Annotated in this window: 16 protein-coding genes; 11 read left to right on the plus strand and 5 right to left on the minus strand. The window is 40.9% G+C overall.

Features of this window, described 5'->3' with window-relative positions; translation table 11 throughout:
* Positions 1 to 104 precede the first annotated feature (104 nt).
* The 4 genes from KME09_04005 to KME09_04020 all read left to right on the plus strand — a co-directional run bounded on the left by KME09_04005 (position 105) and on the right by KME09_04020 (position 2,113).
* A complete protein-coding gene (locus KME09_04005; protein MBW4533079.1) occupies positions 105 to 605 on the plus strand; it encodes a pentapeptide repeat-containing protein in 501 nt (166 codons plus the stop codon).
* Between the two features lie 123 nt (positions 606 to 728).
* On the plus strand, positions 729 to 1,367 hold the full coding sequence (locus KME09_04010; protein MBW4533080.1) for a histidine phosphatase family protein: 639 nt from the start codon (positions 729 to 731) through the stop codon (positions 1,365 to 1,367).
* Between the two features lie 15 nt (positions 1,368 to 1,382).
* Entirely contained in the window at positions 1,383 to 1,541 is a 159-nt protein-coding gene (locus tag KME09_04015) for a hypothetical protein (protein MBW4533081.1), read from the plus strand.
* Between the two features lie 38 nt (positions 1,542 to 1,579).
* Complete coding sequence (locus KME09_04020) at positions 1,580 to 2,113, plus strand: transposase (protein ID MBW4533082.1); 534 nt, start codon at positions 1,580 to 1,582, stop codon at positions 2,111 to 2,113.
* A 175-nt stretch (positions 2,114 to 2,288) separates the two neighbouring features.
* On the opposite strand, the gene KME09_04025 is transcribed toward KME09_04020, so the two are convergent.
* Positions 2,289 to 2,735, minus strand: coding sequence for a pentapeptide repeat-containing protein (locus KME09_04025; protein ID MBW4533083.1), 447 nt, complete (start codon positions 2,733 to 2,735; stop codon positions 2,289 to 2,291).
* Between the two features lie 149 nt (positions 2,736 to 2,884).
* Between KME09_04025 and KME09_04030 the strand changes: the two genes are divergently transcribed.
* From KME09_04030 to KME09_04050, 5 genes are all read left to right on the plus strand, one after another.
* Entirely contained in the window at positions 2,885 to 3,118 is a 234-nt protein-coding gene (locus tag KME09_04030) for a hypothetical protein (GenBank protein ID MBW4533084.1), read from the plus strand.
* Positions 3,119 to 3,230: 112 nt separating this feature from the next.
* Positions 3,231 to 7,358: a PAS domain S-box protein gene (locus KME09_04035; GenBank protein ID MBW4533085.1), complete on the plus strand. Its 4,128-nt coding sequence runs from the start codon at positions 3,231 to 3,233 to the stop codon at positions 7,356 to 7,358.
* 51 nt (positions 7,359 to 7,409) lie between these two features.
* Positions 7,410 to 8,573, plus strand: coding sequence for a low temperature requirement protein A (locus KME09_04040; protein ID MBW4533086.1), 1,164 nt, complete (start codon positions 7,410 to 7,412; stop codon positions 8,571 to 8,573).
* 301 nt (positions 8,574 to 8,874) lie between these two features.
* Positions 8,875 to 10,158, plus strand: a complete 1,284-nt coding sequence (locus KME09_04045; protein ID MBW4533087.1) for a glycoside hydrolase family 10 protein — start codon at positions 8,875 to 8,877, stop codon at positions 10,156 to 10,158.
* Positions 10,159 to 10,233: 75 nt separating this feature from the next.
* Positions 10,234 to 11,703 carry a cyclic nucleotide-binding domain-containing protein gene (locus tag KME09_04050; protein ID MBW4533088.1) on the plus strand — a complete coding sequence of 490 codons (1,470 nt, stop codon included), beginning with the start codon at positions 10,234 to 10,236 and terminating at the stop codon, positions 11,701 to 11,703.
* A 79-nt stretch (positions 11,704 to 11,782) separates the two neighbouring features.
* On the opposite strand, the gene KME09_04055 is transcribed toward KME09_04050, so the two are convergent.
* Together KME09_04055 and trxA are read right to left on the minus strand one after the other, a co-directional pair.
* Positions 11,783 to 12,415, minus strand: coding sequence for a ribonuclease D (locus KME09_04055; protein MBW4533089.1), 633 nt, complete (start codon positions 12,413 to 12,415; stop codon positions 11,783 to 11,785).
* A gap of 359 nt (positions 12,416 to 12,774) precedes the next feature.
* A complete protein-coding gene (trxA, locus tag KME09_04060; GenBank protein MBW4533090.1) occupies positions 12,775 to 13,092 on the minus strand; it encodes a thioredoxin in 318 nt (105 codons plus the stop codon).
* A gap of 162 nt (positions 13,093 to 13,254) precedes the next feature.
* Between trxA and fabG the strand changes: the two genes are divergently transcribed.
* Entirely contained in the window at positions 13,255 to 14,019 is a 765-nt protein-coding gene (fabG, locus tag KME09_04065) for a 3-oxoacyl-[acyl-carrier-protein] reductase (protein MBW4533091.1), read from the plus strand.
* A 208-nt stretch (positions 14,020 to 14,227) separates the two neighbouring features.
* On the opposite strand, the gene KME09_04070 is transcribed toward fabG, so the two are convergent.
* Together KME09_04070 and KME09_04075 are read right to left on the minus strand one after the other, a co-directional pair.
* Positions 14,228 to 14,698, minus strand: a complete 471-nt coding sequence (locus KME09_04070) for a GNAT family N-acetyltransferase (GenBank protein ID MBW4533092.1) — start codon at positions 14,696 to 14,698, stop codon at positions 14,228 to 14,230.
* A gap of 229 nt (positions 14,699 to 14,927) precedes the next feature.
* Positions 14,928 to 15,350: a VOC family protein gene (locus KME09_04075; protein ID MBW4533093.1), complete on the minus strand. Its 423-nt coding sequence runs from the start codon at positions 15,348 to 15,350 to the stop codon at positions 14,928 to 14,930.
* Positions 15,351 to 15,404: 54 nt separating this feature from the next.
* On the opposite strand from KME09_04075, the gene KME09_04080 reads away from it, so the two are divergent.
* Positions 15,405 to 16,031, plus strand: coding sequence for an ATP phosphoribosyltransferase (locus tag KME09_04080; GenBank protein MBW4533094.1), 627 nt, complete (start codon positions 15,405 to 15,407; stop codon positions 16,029 to 16,031).
* Positions 16,032 to 16,106: the final 75 nt, after the last annotated feature.

The following is a 16,106-nucleotide window of genomic DNA, read 5'->3' on the forward strand; positions in this document are numbered from 1 at the left end:
TTTTTGCGAATTTAAACGAATTTCTCGCACTAGGTACAGAAGAGGATTTACAATTAGAAACAATATTCTTTTTAGCTCAGTTTGCTGAAAAATAAATTTAATCCATGAAATATTTTCTCCGACTAAGCGCACTTTTGTTGCTGTTAATTTGCTTAATTTTGCCTGTTCCCGCTTTAGCTGGGAGTTCTTCTTCTGTAACTCCTTCAACCTATAGCGAATCTGACTTAACCAATAAAGACTTTTCAGGGAAAGTTTTGCAGAGCGTAGATTTTGCCAGAGTCGATTTGTCAGGAGCAAACTTCAGTAACGCAGATATTAGAGGAGCAGTCTTTAATGCTTCTAATTTAGCTAAGGCTAATCTCTCTGGGGCAGATTTTAGCTATGGTTTTGGCTATTTAACCAACTTTGATGGTGCAGACTTGACTAATGCCAATTTTCAAGAATCAATTTTGTCATTTTCCACCTTTCAAGACGCAACTATCAACGGAGCAGATTTTACCTTTGCAGTTCTAGAAAAATGGCAGGTTAAACAACTTTGCGAAAATGCTACTGGAGTAAATCCGCAAACTGGGGTAGATACTCGTGAATCATTAGGATGTAAATAACCTGAGTTAGGGTTAATTTTATCTATCAGACTACATATCCAAAACTACAAACAGTATAGAAATTTGCTTAATATTCACCGACAATAGAAATATTCTTGAATCCTTAATCTTCAGCCATAAATAATGCCTCAAACAGTTTGGATTGCCAGACATGGTAACCGCCTCGACTTTGTTAATCCTGAATGGTTCAATACTGCTACGAGGCGTTATGATCCTCCTTTATCAGACGATGGTTTTATACAGGCAGCAGAATTAGGACAAAGACTTAAATCAGAGAACATTAAACATCTTTTTGTCTCTCCTTTTTTGCGCACCATTCAAACCGCTCACGAGGTAGCTCAAGTTATCAATCTACCGATGAAGCTAGAAGCAGGATTAGGTGAATGGCACAATAGCCAATGGATGACAGAATCACCTGAAATTCATTCTCAAGAGTTGTTGGCAACGGCATATCCTACGATCAATTGGAGTTATCAATCTCAGATTTATCCTCAATATCCTGAAACTAAAGCTGATGTTAATCAACGCACAGCAGCAACTGTTAAGCAGCTATTGTCTAAATACGATGAAGATATTTTAATCGTGGGACATGGTGCATCTGTATTTGGTGTGACCCAAGGCTTAGTGGCAGATATTCCTGATTCTAAGATTGCTTTGTGTTCTTTAACTAAGGTAGTGCGAGATGCTGACAATTGGAATTTAGAGTTTTTCGCTGATACTTCCCATTTAAGTCAGACTGAATCTCAAGTAAGGTTAAATTAATGGTTCTGTTAGGTAATGATTGTTCTTAATCTTAATCAAAGTAGCAAAACACCTGCCGATCGCGTAATTCCTTTTTCTAATATAATTGATGCGATCGCTCACGATCCTTTTATTGTTCTCGATCGCAATCCTTATTACAATTCGATTCTTAGTGGACAAAAAGAAAAAGCCTGAATACCATGGAAATCTTTCTTGCTTGAAACTTAATTTTCATGCCCAATTATCGAAGAGTATATGTTCCTGGTGGCACTTATTTTTTGACCTTGGTAACTTATTGTCGTCGTCCTTTATTCAAAGAACCAAGTAATATCAATATTTTACGTTCGGCGATCGCCAAAGTTAAAGCGCAAAAACCATTTGAGATTATGGCTGCGGTCATTCTAAGCGATCATCTTCATTTCATCTGGCGCTTACCATCTGATGATTCAGATTATTCTCAAAGGATATCAAGATTAAAAGTCTTGTTTACTAGAGCTTTTAAGGCAAATCAAAGCTCATCTTGGGAAATTTCGGCTTCACGGCATAAGCATAGAGAAAGTGATGTTTGGCAACGACGTTTTTGGGAACATTTAATTAAAGATGAAAGAGATTTACAACAGCATCTTGATTATATTCATTACAATCCTGTCAAACATGGGCTGGTTTCTTGCCCCCATCTGTGGGAGTATTCAAGCTTTTCTAAATGGGTAGGTAAAGACAGATATACCCAAGACTGGTGTTGTGTTTGCAAAAATATAGATTCGTAGGGTGGGCATTTTAAAATTTATCATGATGGTAAAACAATGTGATGATGCCCACCGAAATTCAATCTTCTAAATTTATTGATTGGTGGGCAACATAGCTCTGCCTGAAATGTTAGTTTGCTCTGGTTGATTTTGCCCACCCTACGAAGGCGCGATCGCTGAAAATGAAGCGAATGCTTTAAGTTCGTCCAGTATAGACAGCACCGTTAGGCATAATGGTTTCGTGGAAAATGACATTTTTACATTCGTAAGTCGTCAACCCAGTAGCCCCTCTCAAATCGGCATAGCTGAGGTTGGCATTTTTGAAACCAGCTTCCTCGAAAACAGCGTTTCTGAAGATGGCTCGACTCAGATCGACATCATAAAAAGTGGCTTGCCCGAAAATAGCATCACTGAAATCAGCCCCTTCCATATAGCTATTGCCGATAGTGCTTTCATACATCCGAACTCTATTGAAAATAGCGAAACTCAAGTCAACTCCGATGAAGTGACTGCTATCGAAGTAGGCACCGCTGAAGTTAGTCTCCCTGTAAATACCACCTCTAGCGATCCTATCGCGCCAACGAGTACCTCGAAAGCTTTTTCCAGTGAGATCCTTTTCTCCCCCAGCGTAGAGTCTAAGCAATTCTTCTCTATCCATAATTCAACACCTAAAATAATTAATGTACTAAATAATAGTGCAACCAAGATCTGGTCAGACTTACTCCAAACAGTCAGATTTGTATGTTGTGTAGAACGGAGTAAAACCAAAAATATACTAAGCTTTGGGCTATAGTGAGATCTCACTCCAAAAGCGATCGCCCACCCTACGAAAGCGCGATCGCTCTAAAGATTGATAATATTCCAGTTTTCATCGTTACGTACATAGTGGTGTTTACGATCGTGACTGGAGTAATTCTCCTTTGGGTTTTGTGTCTTAATCCAACCTACAAGATCGGCGATCGCTCTGTTCAATTTTTAATGAATGGTCAGGAGTCAGAAGGTTGTCAAGTTTCAATGACGAATTGAGATGAAGCAGAGAAAAAGGCTTTAATTTTAAGGCATTCTGAGGTATTATTGATGAAATTTAGATAACAAGCAGAATCTGAATTAGGTAGCTATATATAGACATTTATCTAAGATGAATTCTTTATCCCAAGAGTTAGAAGAACTTTATAATCAAGCACCTTGCGGATATCATTCTTTGGACTCAGAGGGAAAATTTATTCGTATTAACGATACCGAACTCAAAATGTTGGGCTATAGCCGAGAAGAAGTTTTGGGTCGCAAGTTCTGTGATCTAATTACTTCAGAAAGCTTGTTAATTTTTCAACAGAATTTTCCGATTTTCAAGCAGCAAGGCTGGATTAACGACCTTGAATTACAGTTGATTCGTCAAGATGGCAGCCTTTTACCTGTATCCTTGAGTGCCACAGCTATTGAAGACGAAGCAGGGAACTTCGTGATGAGTCGCTCAGTAGTGATTGATATTAGCGAACGGCAGACCGCGCTTCGCGATCGCCAACAAGCAGAAACGGAAAGACAGGCATTAGAGGTAAATCTCAGAGCTAGCCAAGAACGTTATCGCCTAATAGCAGAAGAGATTTCGCAGCGAGCAGCCAAATTAGATGCGTTTCGCGTCTCTCTCTCCAATGCGCTACGTCCACTGACTGATGCTGATGAGATTCAAGCGATCGCTGCTCGTGTCTTGGGCGAATACTTGGGAGCAAGCCGTGTTATTTATATTGAAGTATTATCGGGTGACGAGGAGGTCATCGTTCATAAAAATTACACGAATGGTGTTGCCCAATTAAGCGGACGATACCGTTTGGAAGAATACCGACGCAACTTGAGCGACAATCACAAGACAGGGCAAACCCAGATTGTGACTGACATTGCCAACGATCCTAAGTATACAGACGCTGAGAAGGCAAGATACAGCACGATCGATATTGCTGCACATATTGATGTACCCCTGATCAAAAACGATCGATTTGTCGCGTTGCTGGCGGTTCATCAATCCACACCGCGTCAGTGGACAGAAACCGAGGTCAAACTGGTTGAAGAAACCGCAGAGCAAACTTGGGCAGGTGTCGAGCGCGCCCGTGCCGAAGCAGCTTTGCGGGAATCGGAAGAAAAATATCGCACCCTGTTCAATTCAATTGACGAAGGCTTTTGCATTATTGAAATGATCTTTGATAAGAACGAAAAGCCTGTTGATTATCGCTTTTTAGAGATTAATCCAATTTTTGAGCAACAGACAGGACTCGCAAACGCCCAGGGAAAAACAGCGCGTCAACTGATTCCCGACCTCGAAGAGCAATGGTTTGAAATCTATGGCAAAATCGCGCTGACGGGTCAATCCATTCGTTTTGAAAATCGTTCCGAAGTGATGCACCGCTGGTTTGATGCGTTTGCGTTCCGTTTTGGTAAGCCAGAACACCGACAAGTTGCCATCCTTTTCCAGGACATTAGCGATCGCAAGCAGGCAGAAACCTCTTTGCAAGAGGCTCAGGAAAGTTTAGCGATCGCCATTGAAGCTGCGCAAATGGGAACCTGGCATTTGGATCTAACCCGAGATGTTTCATCTAAGCGATCGCTGCGTCACGATCAGATTTTCGGTTATCAGACACCCCAACTGGAATGGGGAGAGTCAATTGCTAGGCAGCATATTGTGGAAGCAGACAGGGAAATTTTCGATGCAGCCTTTGCTTACGCCAGAGAAACGGGCAAACTCGATTTTGAGGTGCGTGTTCAATGGCCAGATGGTAGTATTCACTGGATGGCAGCCCGTGGACATTTTTACTTTGATGAGAATGGAAATCCTGTCAGGGGCGGAGGAGTGAACTTTGATATTAGCGATCGCAAGCAAGCAGAACTAGCACGGGAGAGATTTCTAACTGTTGCTTCGGATTTACAAATAATCATGGGGAACAACGGATATTTTCATTGGGTCAGCCCAAGTTTTGAACAAGCCCTCGGCTGGACAACTGAGGAAATGACATCCCGCCCCTGGATTGAATTTATTCATCCTGACGACATCAGCCCTTCTGTCGCTGAAAGTGATAGTGTATTTGCTGGCAAGGAAACCAATTACTTTGAAAACCGTTATCGACATCGAGATGGTTCCTATCGCTGGTTGTTATGGACAGCACAGCCCTACCCAGAAGAACAAGTGATTTATGGGGCTGCTATTGATATTACCGAGCGCAAACAAGCAGAATTAGCTCTTCAGCAACAAATAGCACGGGAACATTTACTGGCTAAAATAACCCAAGCCATTCACCAAACTCTTGATGTCGAGCAAATTTTACAAAGTGCGGTAGATTTGGTGAGGCAATTCCTGCAAACAGAGCGAGTGATTATCTTTCGTTTCCAACCAGATTGGTCAGGGAAAGTAGTCGCCGAATCAGTGGTGATGGAATCAATTTCGATTTTAGAATCTGAGATTATCGACCCTTGTTTTGGTGAACAATACGTCGAACCCTATCGCCAGGGACGAGTAGCAGCGATCGCCGATTTTCAGGCATCTGATGTCGAGTTATGCTATCAAGAATTAATGGCTCAATTTCAAGTCAGAGCTAATTTGGTAGTGCCGATCTTACAAAGGGAACATTTGTGGGGCTTACTAATTGCCCATCATTGCTCGGCACCAAGACCCTGGCAAATAGAAGAAGTCGAACTACTGCAACAACTAGCAACTCAGTTGGGTATTGCCATTCAACAAGCAGAATTACATCAACAAAATGTCCGACAAGCAGCCTTAATTGATATTGCTAGCGATGCAATTTTCGTCTGCGATTTGTCGAATCGAATTTTATTCTGGAGTCAAGGGGCGGAAAGGATGTATGGCTGGCGGGCAGTAGAAGTACAAGAAAACATAGCCCACGAACTTTTTCAACAAGAATCTTTATCTCAACTTACAGAAGCTCAAAGCATCGTTATTGAGCAAAATAATTGGTATGGGGAATTAAAACAACTGACCAAAGATGGTCGAGAAATCATAGTCGAAAGTCGCTGGACATTAATTACCGATCGACAGGGTAATCCTCAATCAATTTTGGTGGTCAATACCGATATTACCGAAAAAAAACAACTAGCCAAGCAACTGTTACACTCGCAACGTTTAGAAAGTATTGGCACTCTGGCAGGAGGGATTGCTCACGACCTCAATAATATTTTGACTCCCATTTTGGGCTTTACGCAACTTTTGCCCTTAAGGATTGCCAATTTAGATGATTCTAGTTTACAAATGCTGCAACTGATCCGCAACAATGCCCTGCGGGGTTCTAAGATCGTCGAGCAGGTGTTACTATTTTCGCGGGACATCGAAACGGAATGGGAATTGCTCAACCTAGCAGAAGTGTTAGAGGAAGTTCTCAAGTTGATTCAAGAAACCTTTCCCAAATCAATTACGATTGAAAATTCTGTTGCACAAGACTTGTGGTCACTTGATGGTGACTCCACCCAACTGCATCAGGTAATGATGAACCTCTGTGTTAATGCCCGTGATGCTATGCCCGATGGCGGAAAGTTACTCATTTCTGCTGAAAATCTACGTTTAGATGAGCAATATTTTTGCACCAATTCACATCTAAAAGTGGGTAATTACATTTTAATTACCGTCACCGATACGGGAATGGGTATTCCGCCAGAGATCGTCGATCGCATTTTCGATCCTTTTTTTACTACCAAAAAACCAGGTCAGGGAACGGGATTGGGATTATCTACGGTAATCGGTATTGTCAAAAAACATGGAGGTACAATCAACCTAGAAAGCGAGCGCCAAAATGGTACTCAATTTCAGATTTATTTACCTGCCTCAGCAACAATAACCGTCAATGAAGCAATAATTGGTGAAACTATCCCCTCTGGACAGCAAGAATTAATTTTGGTGGTGGATGATGAAGCGATAATTCGAGAAGTGACGAAAGCTACTTTAGAAATCTACAACTACCGAGTGATTACTGCTAATGATGGTATTGAAGCGATCGCCATTTATGCTCAACAACCCCAAGCGATCGCCGTGGTGCTGATGGATTTAGTTATGCCAGAAATGGATGGTCTAACTGCTATGCGTGCCTTAAAAAAAATTAATCCCCATGTCAAGCTGATTGTCACTAGTGGATTAGCCACCAAGGAAAATGTTACTACCGCTGAATCAATTGGTATCCAATCCTTTCTGGTTAAACCCTACACAACAGAAAAGTTATTGTTTAATTTAAATAAAACCATCCTAGCTCAATCGGGCTTGTCGAAAAATCAATAATCAGTCACTTCTGGTAAATTATGGGTAACTAATGCTGATGAGCTTATTGTCATGACGAGAGCGATATTTCAACCCCCAAAATTACGCCTAGAAGAATGTGAAGATGAAGAACGCAAGGTAACTTGGCTAGAGTTGTTTTTCGATTTGATTTTTGTAGTGGCGATCGCTCAACTAGCCCATAATTTTCATGCAGATTTTAGCTTACTGGGTTTAGCCAAACTAGGCGTTTTATTTGTCCCCGTGTGGTGGTGCTGGGTTGGCGAAGTCTTCTATGACACACGTTTCGATAATGATGGTTTAGTAGATCGCCTCATTACTCTGATGCAAATGGCGATCGCAGCGAGTCTGGCAGCTAATATTCATCATGGTTTAAGTAGCTCATCCGTCGGATTTGCCCTCAGCTACATCGCCTTTCGTGGCGTATTAATCTGTCAATATCTCCATGCAGGTTATCATATACCCCCAGCAAGATCCCTCACCAACTGGTATGCTGTTGGCTTTACTATCAGTCTTTTATTCTGGTTGGCTTCGTTGTTTGTGCCTCTACCCTGGCGTTTTGGGCTGTGGGGGTTGGGGTTAATTATTGATTTTGCCATTCCTCTAACTGCAGGAGAAAAAGTAGCTAAAGTTCCGCCTAATCTGACTCATACCACCGAAAGAATTGGGTTATTTACGATTATTGTTTTAGGCGAATCGATTGTTTCTGTAGTCGGTGGAGTATCTGAACTTGCTTGGACTCCTACTTCAATTGCGATCGCCCTATTAGGCTTATCCATTGCTTTTAGTTTCTGGTGGATGTATTTTGATACGGTGGATGAATCTCCTCTTCACGCCATGAAAAAAGGCAACATGACAATTGCCCTCACTTGGCTATATTCTCACCTACCATTGGCTGTCGGTTTAACTGCTACTGGAGTAGGAGTCGAAAAGATGATTAGTGGTTTAGACAATGATGCTGCCAGAGGAGAAAAAGTTTTATTTTGTCTAGCAGTTAGTCTGTGTCTGCTGATTCTCTCCAGCCTCCATTGGACAAGCTGTGAGTTAGGTCAAACTAAATGTAAAAAAATCCTGACCTACTATCGTCTTGGTGCTGCTGCTTTTGTCTTAGCTTTGGCGATCGCCTGTAATGTTTTATCTTCCTTAGTAGTTATTACTTTGGTGGCATTTGTCTGCGCGATTCAAATCGTTTTAGATATTTTCAACACCTGCCCTTGAGCAATTAAGTAGGTGGGTGTAATTAAATTGGAAATGAGGTTAGGGAGTAACAAGTAATGAGTAATGAGTAACGAGTAACAAATAGCTCTAAGGGTAGGGGTTTGATCAATTATTTTGCCTACCTACTTAACAACGAGCAATGAACAATGAGTCCTAAAGGATTAGCTTCGCGTCACAATGAGCAGTGAACAACTATGAGTAATCAGTAATTATTAATCAGTCCTAAAGAATAAGCTTCGCAAATAATCAGTAATTATCAAACCCGTTATAATCGCCATATTCTGTAAAATTTTCGGTATCCATGAAAGAGCGTATTGCTAAATCCTTTGATATTTTCGCGAATAAATTAGTGCAGTTTAGCCAGGAAAAGGGTCGTTTATCTTGGTGGGTATTTTTGTTTGTTTTGGCTTTTACCCTGGTATCTATCACACCTTTACCTGGACATTCTCAGTCAGCTAGAAATCAACCTGTTGAACAAATTTGCCAAGCCGATCCCAAAAGAGAAATACGGGGTGTCTGGCTCACTAATGTTGATAGTGATGTCTTGTTTGAGGAGGAGAAAACCAAAGAAGCGATCGCCTTACTCGCCAAAGCTAATTTTAATACTCTTTATCCTACGGTTTGGAATTGGGGCTATACTCTCTATCCTTCAGAGATAGCTAAATCTTTTACTGGACTGTCTCTTGACCCCACGGAAGGACTTCAAGGACGAGATATCTTAGCGGAAATGGTCGAATTAGGACATGAACAGGGAATGAGCGTCATTCCTTGGTTTGAGTTTGGCTTTATGGCTCCTGCTGATTCAGAGTTGGCACGTCATCCTGAATGGCTCACCGCCAGGCAAGACGGCAGTACTATTTGGTGGGAAGGGAAGGTACATCAAAGGGTGTGGTTAAATCCTTTGCGTCCAGATGTGCAGCAGTTTATGACGGATTTAATTGTCGAGATTGTCTCTAACTATGACATTGATGGTATTCAGCTAGACGATCATTTTGGCTACCCATCAGAATTAGGTTATGACGACTATACTGTCAAGCTATATCAAGAGGAACATGAAGATAAACTACCGCCAAAAGATCCGCAAGATCCAGACTGGGTGCGCTGGCGTGCTGATAAGATCACAGATTATGTAGAGACTCTATTTCACGAAATTAAGCAACATAACCCTAACGCCATCGTTTCTGTTTCTCCCAACCCTCAGCATTTTTCCCTTAACTCTTTTTTGCTTGACTGGCATCGCTGGGAAAGAAAAGGCTTGATTGAAGAGTTAGTTGTGCAACTATATCGTGATGATAACCAGAGCTTTATTAACGAATTAGAACAGCCTGAAATTCAAGCAGCAAGAGAACATATTCCCGTAGGCATCGGCATTCTCTCTGGTTTAAAAGGTCGTCCGATTCCTTGGCGGAGAATATACCAGCAGGTTAAAATCGCTCGCGAGCATAAGTTTGCGGGGATATCTTTTTTCTTTTATGAAAGCCTTTGGAATTTAGCCAAGGAGTCTCCCACAAGCAGACAGGCTGCACTAAAGAGTTTACTTTACCATCAGACACAACCTTCTCACGTATCTGACTGTAAATCCTGATCCCCATAATGATGATTAGCGCGATTAATTTGGGAATAATGACCTGGGGTGTGCAGCATGGAGAACCCAAACTAAATGGACAGTAGATTAAAATATTTGACTATTGAAGACTATAGCGTTCTACTAGAGCAAGCCCAGGTAGCCACCTATAAACAGCATGAAGTAATTCTCAAAGAAGGTCGTCCATCCCAGGCGATCTATTTAGTACGTAAAGGTACGGTGAGGATTGAAAGAGCGGCTACGGGTAGAGATGTGGCGATCGCTTTTCTCGAACCAGGAGAGGTTTTTGGCGAAATTTCTTTTCTTGAGGGTGTGCCAACTACTAGCGGTGTAATTGCTCAAGAAGATGTGGAAGTTTGCGTGATTAACCAAGAGCAACTTACTGTCTTACTGTCTACTAAACCTGGTTTATCGGATCGTTTTTATCAATCTTTGGCACATAATTTGTCTGGTCGTCTTCATCAAACTTCTTCTTTGGTGTCTCACTTAATGCGACGGGTACGTATGGCACCAGAATATCATGGTCATCGTACGGGACAGGCTGGACAAAATGAAATTCCTCCTGAATTAGTTGGTGAAACTGAATTATTTAAAAAGAATTTAAGCAGCATCGAACAGTTAATTCGTCACCGAGAAATCAGTGAACTGGATGCTCAAATACAGATTGACAAAATCTGTAATATGTTGATTAGCACCCTTAGAGAGCAAATTATCGAAGAGCCAAAAATTGCTCAGGCAATTGGGACTTTTATTTTCCGTGAAACCTTTCCGTTTTTCATGCTCAGTAGTTTCCTAGATCGAGCTTTTCGTAGACCAGGAGGTTATGTTAGCGACTCTTATGTGACTGAATTGCTTTCCCAAAACGAACCAGAAGGGGATGGCTATTTGGGCATTTATCTAGACCGTTGGATTCGCTCTCGACCTACCTGTTTAGCTCTTAAAAACCGTGGCGGGATCATTACTGAAACCATAAAACATCTAATTCATAATTGGACGGAATCAGGTCCCGTACCCGTCACTAGTATCGCTAGTGGTTCAGCAGCGGAAATTTTGGATCTGTATTTTCGAGCCGAGCCACCTAATGTTCATGTCACCTGCATCGATTTTAATCATCAGGAAATATCTTCGGCTGCTAACACCGCTCATAAATGGGGTTGGCAAAATCATCTAACCTTTGTTCAAGATAATTTCTTTTTAATCGCTGAAGGCTATAGTCAAATTGATATTCCACCCCAGAAAATGATTTATAGCGTTAGTATGGCAAATTGTTTGCGCGATCGCGAATTTATTCGGATTCTCGACTGGATTTACGATCATCTTTTACCTAACGGAATTGTTATTCTTGGTAATCTACATGCTGCTAACCCTGACCGTATTTTACTCGAACATATTCTGGAGTGGCATTCGATCTATCGCTCCGCAGATGATTTAGAATCGCTATTTTCTCGTTCTAAATTCCGTTCTCTTCCTCTGTCAATTCAGTCTGATGAATATGGCGTTGAATTATTTGTAATTTGTAAGAAAGCTTGGGAAATCAATAAATAAGATAGTAGCCGTACTGGGAAATAGGAAGTAGGAAGTAGGAAATAGGAAATAGGAAATAGGAAATAGGAAATAGGAAGTTTTAACGGTGATCGAAGATGTTCTGATATTGCAGCATGTCTAAAGCGACCAATACAGGAACTACCTGAAAACACTGCTGTGCTAGCTGTTCTCTACCTTCTCTTTTAAGCATTTCCATGAGTTTTTCTTTCGCATCCAGTAGATATCGCACATCGTTAGCTGCGTAATCATACTGCTCACGGGAAAGGTTATCCATATTTCCCCAATCAGAACTAGTAATACTTTTATCTAAATCTACTCCAGCTAATTCAGCAATTAAACTTTTTAATCCATGATTAGAAGTATAAGTCCGAGCTAGTTTACTAGCAATCTTGGTGCAAAAAATTGGTGCGGTTTCAATGCCAAAGGTCACGTTGAACTGTGCCACATCAAAACGAGCATAATGAAAGACTTTTGTAACATCCCACGAAGTAAGTAACTTTTCTAGATTGGGTGCTGCTGTTTGTCCTTTAGAGATCCGTATGGCACTGACAAACCCTAGATCATCGCAAATTTGCACCAAACACAGGCGATCGCGTCCTAAAACTAAACCCATCGTTTCGGTATCAATCGCCACTGCTTCTGCTGCCATATAGCGAGATAAACTGGCGCTATCTAAATCTTCATCAAAAACTTGAACGTTCTCTAAAACCATATTGCCGATCTAATTTTCTTTAATAAATATTTGACTGAAATAATATTCTCCTTATTTATTTTTGGCTACTCTAATGTGAGTTTGAGTTACGACAATTTAACGGTTAGGTTAGCCATAAAACGAATCATTCTAATTTTTAATTAGGTTACTATTTCCTGCCAAACTCATAAGTAGGTAGGCAAAATAATTGATCAAATCCCTACCCTTAGAGCTATTTGTCCTAAAGGATACCGCTCCGCATATTACTCGTTACTTGTTACTTGTTACTCCCTAACCTCATTTCCAATTTAATTACACCCACCTACTTAGCTTAATATTGCCCGTAGAAATCAGTTTAGTCAAAGTCGATATAGCTTAATCTAGATCAAAGTACTTAAATGCTGAATTAGCTGTGGCGCTTGTTGAACTCCTTCTATTTTTTCGGCTGGCTGACCGTCTTTAAATAGAACTAACGTTGGCAGAGCTTCAATTTGATACTTAGAGGCTAGATTAGGATACTTATCAGTGTCAATTTTGACTACCTGAAGGCGATCGCGTAAAGTTGCGCCAACCTGTTCGAGAATGGGAGCCATCATTTGGCAAGGACCACACCAGGTAGCATAAAAGTCTACTAACACAGGGACATTAGAACTTTCTAAGAGATCTTCAAAACTGGAAAATTGCTTTTTAACTGACATAGCGATCGCCTGATATATTGCTTACTAACTGGGTCACAAGAGAAAATTAGTCTAAGAGACTGGTTAGCCTATATGATAGCTAAGTTAATGGGAAAGCTAGATAGAGTTGTAGTAATTAGTAATTTTATTTAGTTTTTTAAGCTTATTTTAGAGGGGCAAGGTATGGAGTTACTGCCAGAGAATTTACAGCATTTAAAAGATAAAGTTGCCATTGTTACAGGTGCTTCCAGGGGAATTGGCAAAGCAGCAGCGTTGGCATTAGTTACTCAGGGGGCAAAAGTAGTGATTAACTATGCTCGCTCTAGTGAGGCAGCAGAAGCTACTGTTAAAGAAATTACTGATGCTGGAGGAGAAGCGCTCGCCGTACAGGCTGACGTTTCCCAGAGTGCCGAAGTGGATAATTTAATTAAGACAACTCTGGATAAATTTGGACGTATTGATGTTTTAGTTAACAATGCAGGTATTACTAAAGATACTCTCCTACTACGGATGAAGCCCGAACAGTGGCAGGCCGTAATTGACCTCAACCTAACTGGGGTGTTTCTCTGTACTAAAGCCGTGAGTAAAACTATGCTCAAGCAGCGTAGTGGCAGAATTATCAATATTGCCTCAGTAGCAGGACAAATGGGTAACCCAGGACAGGCTAACTACAGCGCAGCCAAAGCTGGAGTAATTGGCTTTACTAAGACTGTTGCCAAAGAATTAGCTAATCGTGGGATCACCGTGAATGCAGTTGCCCCAGGATTTATTGAAACTGATATGACTCACGATCTCAAATCAGACGACATTATTCAGTTTATTCCCTTGGGTCGCTACGGCAAACCTGAAGAAGTGGCGGGGACAATTCGCTTTTTGGCTTCAGACCCCGCAGCAGCCTATATTACAGGTCAAGTATTTAACGTTGATGGTGGGATGGTGATGGCTTAAAGTCGTTGGAGATTTTGTGGTTTTAGTTTGGGGTCAATTGGCTCGTAGCTATAAGCTCTAAGCTATAAGCCTTTTAAGCAATGAGTCCTAAAGGATTATTCCTAAAGGATTAGCTCGCAAGCTCGCGTCCTTCGCGTCACAATGAGCAATTAACAGTGAAAAATTCAGTAATTAGTCCTAAAGGATAAGCTTCGCAAATAATTAGTAATCAGTAATCAACTGTTACGGGTAGTTCTTGGATTCGTCGGGCTAAGTCTTCGGTAGATTTAGAGTTGTGCAGCACCATTGTTGTGGTTTCGTTGCGCTCAAAGCCGATGCGCTCATAGAAGCTTTGTTGATGGGTGGTAGTTAGGTAAACCCTTTCTACTTTGCTTACCATCGGATGAGATAAGACAGTTTGCACCAGTTTTCTACCCAAGCCTACTCCTTGGTAGTCGGGGTCAACAACTACATCCCAGATGCCAGCGCGGTATACTCCATCTGAAGTTGCTCTGGCAAAACCGATTAAGCGATCGCCATCCCAGACAGTAACTACAGGATTGCTGTTGGCGATCGCCATTTTTAGATCGTCCATATTTCGCGATCGCGCCCAAAAAGCAGTTTTGACAAATAAATGTTGCAGTTGTTCAAAGTCTACTTTTGATTTATCGGCACAAAACTGAATATGACTACAATCCATTGCGGTTACCACCTATTGCTATTATTGCAAGAACAGAACTCTGAAGATCGCGTTTTAAACTAGCTTATTTATTTTTTATCTGGTGTAATACCAGACATCAGATGTGATTTTCAGTGTTTTTAAAATACTATCGCGATCTTTGCAAATTTTTGGTGAATTATGCAAGATTTATATAGTTATTTCCTGACATTCTAACTCACGAATAACAAGAGGTGCATTGGATAAATATTCAATTTATTTCTGGAAGATCGTAGAAAATCATGTCTGCGTAAGGATCTTGTTTCGTTGCGAGAAGTCGTGTTTGCCAATTACCTACGTGCAGTTCTAATTGATGATTATCAGGATCTAGAATGTATAGTGAATCTCCCTCACTTTTATTTTCTTGCCATAGTTTGAGATTGAGTCGCTCATTTTGCTGGCACTCTCGCAAAAATTCTGGCGAAACACTAAAGGCAATATGGGTGTAGTTTAAAGATCTTGAACTATCAAGATGGTGATTTAGACTTAAACACAGCCAAAAATCACCTGCGAGTAGATATGCGCCGCGTTTCCATTTAGCCAGAGGCTTACAGCCTAAAGTTTGAGTATAAAAGTTAAAGGATGTTTTTAAACAAGAAACTGATAAAGTAAGGTGGTTTAATCCTTGCAACATAGAGTTTAAAGCTTCCTCGCTCTTTTACTGTTTATATTCTGGATAATAATTTTTATGATAACGATCGCTTTACCAAAAGGTGCTTTATTAAAAGACAGTATCGAGCTATTTAAGAATTTAGGCTTAGATTTTAGTGCTTTCCTCGATAAAAACAACCGTCAACTACAAATTACCGAGGCGACAAATACCGCTAAAGCTTTACTGGTAAGAGCGCAGGATGTGCCTGTATACGTCGAATACGGTCAAGCACAGCTAGGAGTTGTGGGTTATGATGTGTTGCGAGAAAAACAGCCAGAAGTGGCGAATCTCGTCGATCTAGAATTTGGCTATTGTCGCCTATCGGTAGCTGTACCTGCTAGTAGTTCCTATCGTCGTTCTGTGGAATTGCCTCCCCACGGTAGAGTGGCTTCTAAATTTGTTAACTGTGCCAAAGAATATTTTGATGGTATTGACTTGCCCATAGAAATTGTACCGTTGTCTGGTTCTGTCGAGTTGGGGCCGATTACAGGGATGTCTGAGGCGATCGTCGATTTAGTTTCGACAGGGAAAACGCTGAAGGAAAATGGCTTGATTGAAATTGATGTGCTATGCGAAAGTAGTGCCAGACTGATTGCTCATCCCCTTAGCTATCGTTTAAATCGAGATAATATCAACGACTTAGTATCTCAGCTCAGAAGTTAGCAATTCTTGATAATCCTGTCATAATTTAAATAATTAGTGCGAATTAGTTTTACTCAAATTAATTAGTTTTTAGCT

The organism is Pleurocapsa minor HA4230-MV1, from assembly GCA_019359095.1.
Lineage (GTDB): Bacteria > Cyanobacteriota > Cyanobacteriia > Cyanobacteriales > Xenococcaceae > Waterburya > Waterburya minor.

Bases quoted from the DNA above. Each gene is read 5' to 3' on its own strand.
- KME09_04005 (MBW4533079.1), top strand. From the start codon at position 105: ATGAAATATTTTCTCCGACTAAGCGCACTTTTGTTGCTGTTAATTTGC.
- KME09_04010 (MBW4533080.1), top strand. From the start codon at position 729: ATGCCTCAAACAGTTTGGATTGCCAGACATGGTAACCGCCTCGACTTT.
- KME09_04015 (MBW4533081.1), top strand. From the start codon at position 1,383: ATGATTGTTCTTAATCTTAATCAAAGTAGCAAAACACCTGCCGATCGC.
- KME09_04020 (MBW4533082.1), top strand. From the start codon at position 1,580: ATGCCCAATTATCGAAGAGTATATGTTCCTGGTGGCACTTATTTTTTG.
- KME09_04035 (MBW4533085.1), top strand. From the start codon at position 3,231: ATGAATTCTTTATCCCAAGAGTTAGAAGAACTTTATAATCAAGCACCT.
- KME09_04040 (MBW4533086.1), top strand. From the start codon at position 7,410: ATGACGAGAGCGATATTTCAACCCCCAAAATTACGCCTAGAAGAATGT.
- KME09_04045 (MBW4533087.1), top strand. From the start codon at position 8,875: ATGAAAGAGCGTATTGCTAAATCCTTTGATATTTTCGCGAATAAATTA.
- KME09_04050 (MBW4533088.1), top strand. From the start codon at position 10,234: ATGGACAGTAGATTAAAATATTTGACTATTGAAGACTATAGCGTTCTA.
- KME09_04055 (MBW4533089.1), bottom strand. From the start codon at position 12,415: ATGGTTTTAGAGAACGTTCAAGTTTTTGATGAAGATTTAGATAGCGCC.
- trxA (MBW4533090.1), bottom strand. From the start codon at position 13,092: ATGTCAGTTAAAAAGCAATTTTCCAGTTTTGAAGATCTCTTAGAAAGT.
- fabG (MBW4533091.1), top strand. From the start codon at position 13,255: ATGGAGTTACTGCCAGAGAATTTACAGCATTTAAAAGATAAAGTTGCC.
- KME09_04070 (MBW4533092.1), bottom strand. From the start codon at position 14,698: ATGGATTGTAGTCATATTCAGTTTTGTGCCGATAAATCAAAAGTAGAC.
- KME09_04075 (MBW4533093.1), bottom strand. From the start codon at position 15,350: ATGTTGCAAGGATTAAACCACCTTACTTTATCAGTTTCTTGTTTAAAA.
- KME09_04080 (MBW4533094.1), top strand. From the start codon at position 15,405: ATGATAACGATCGCTTTACCAAAAGGTGCTTTATTAAAAGACAGTATC.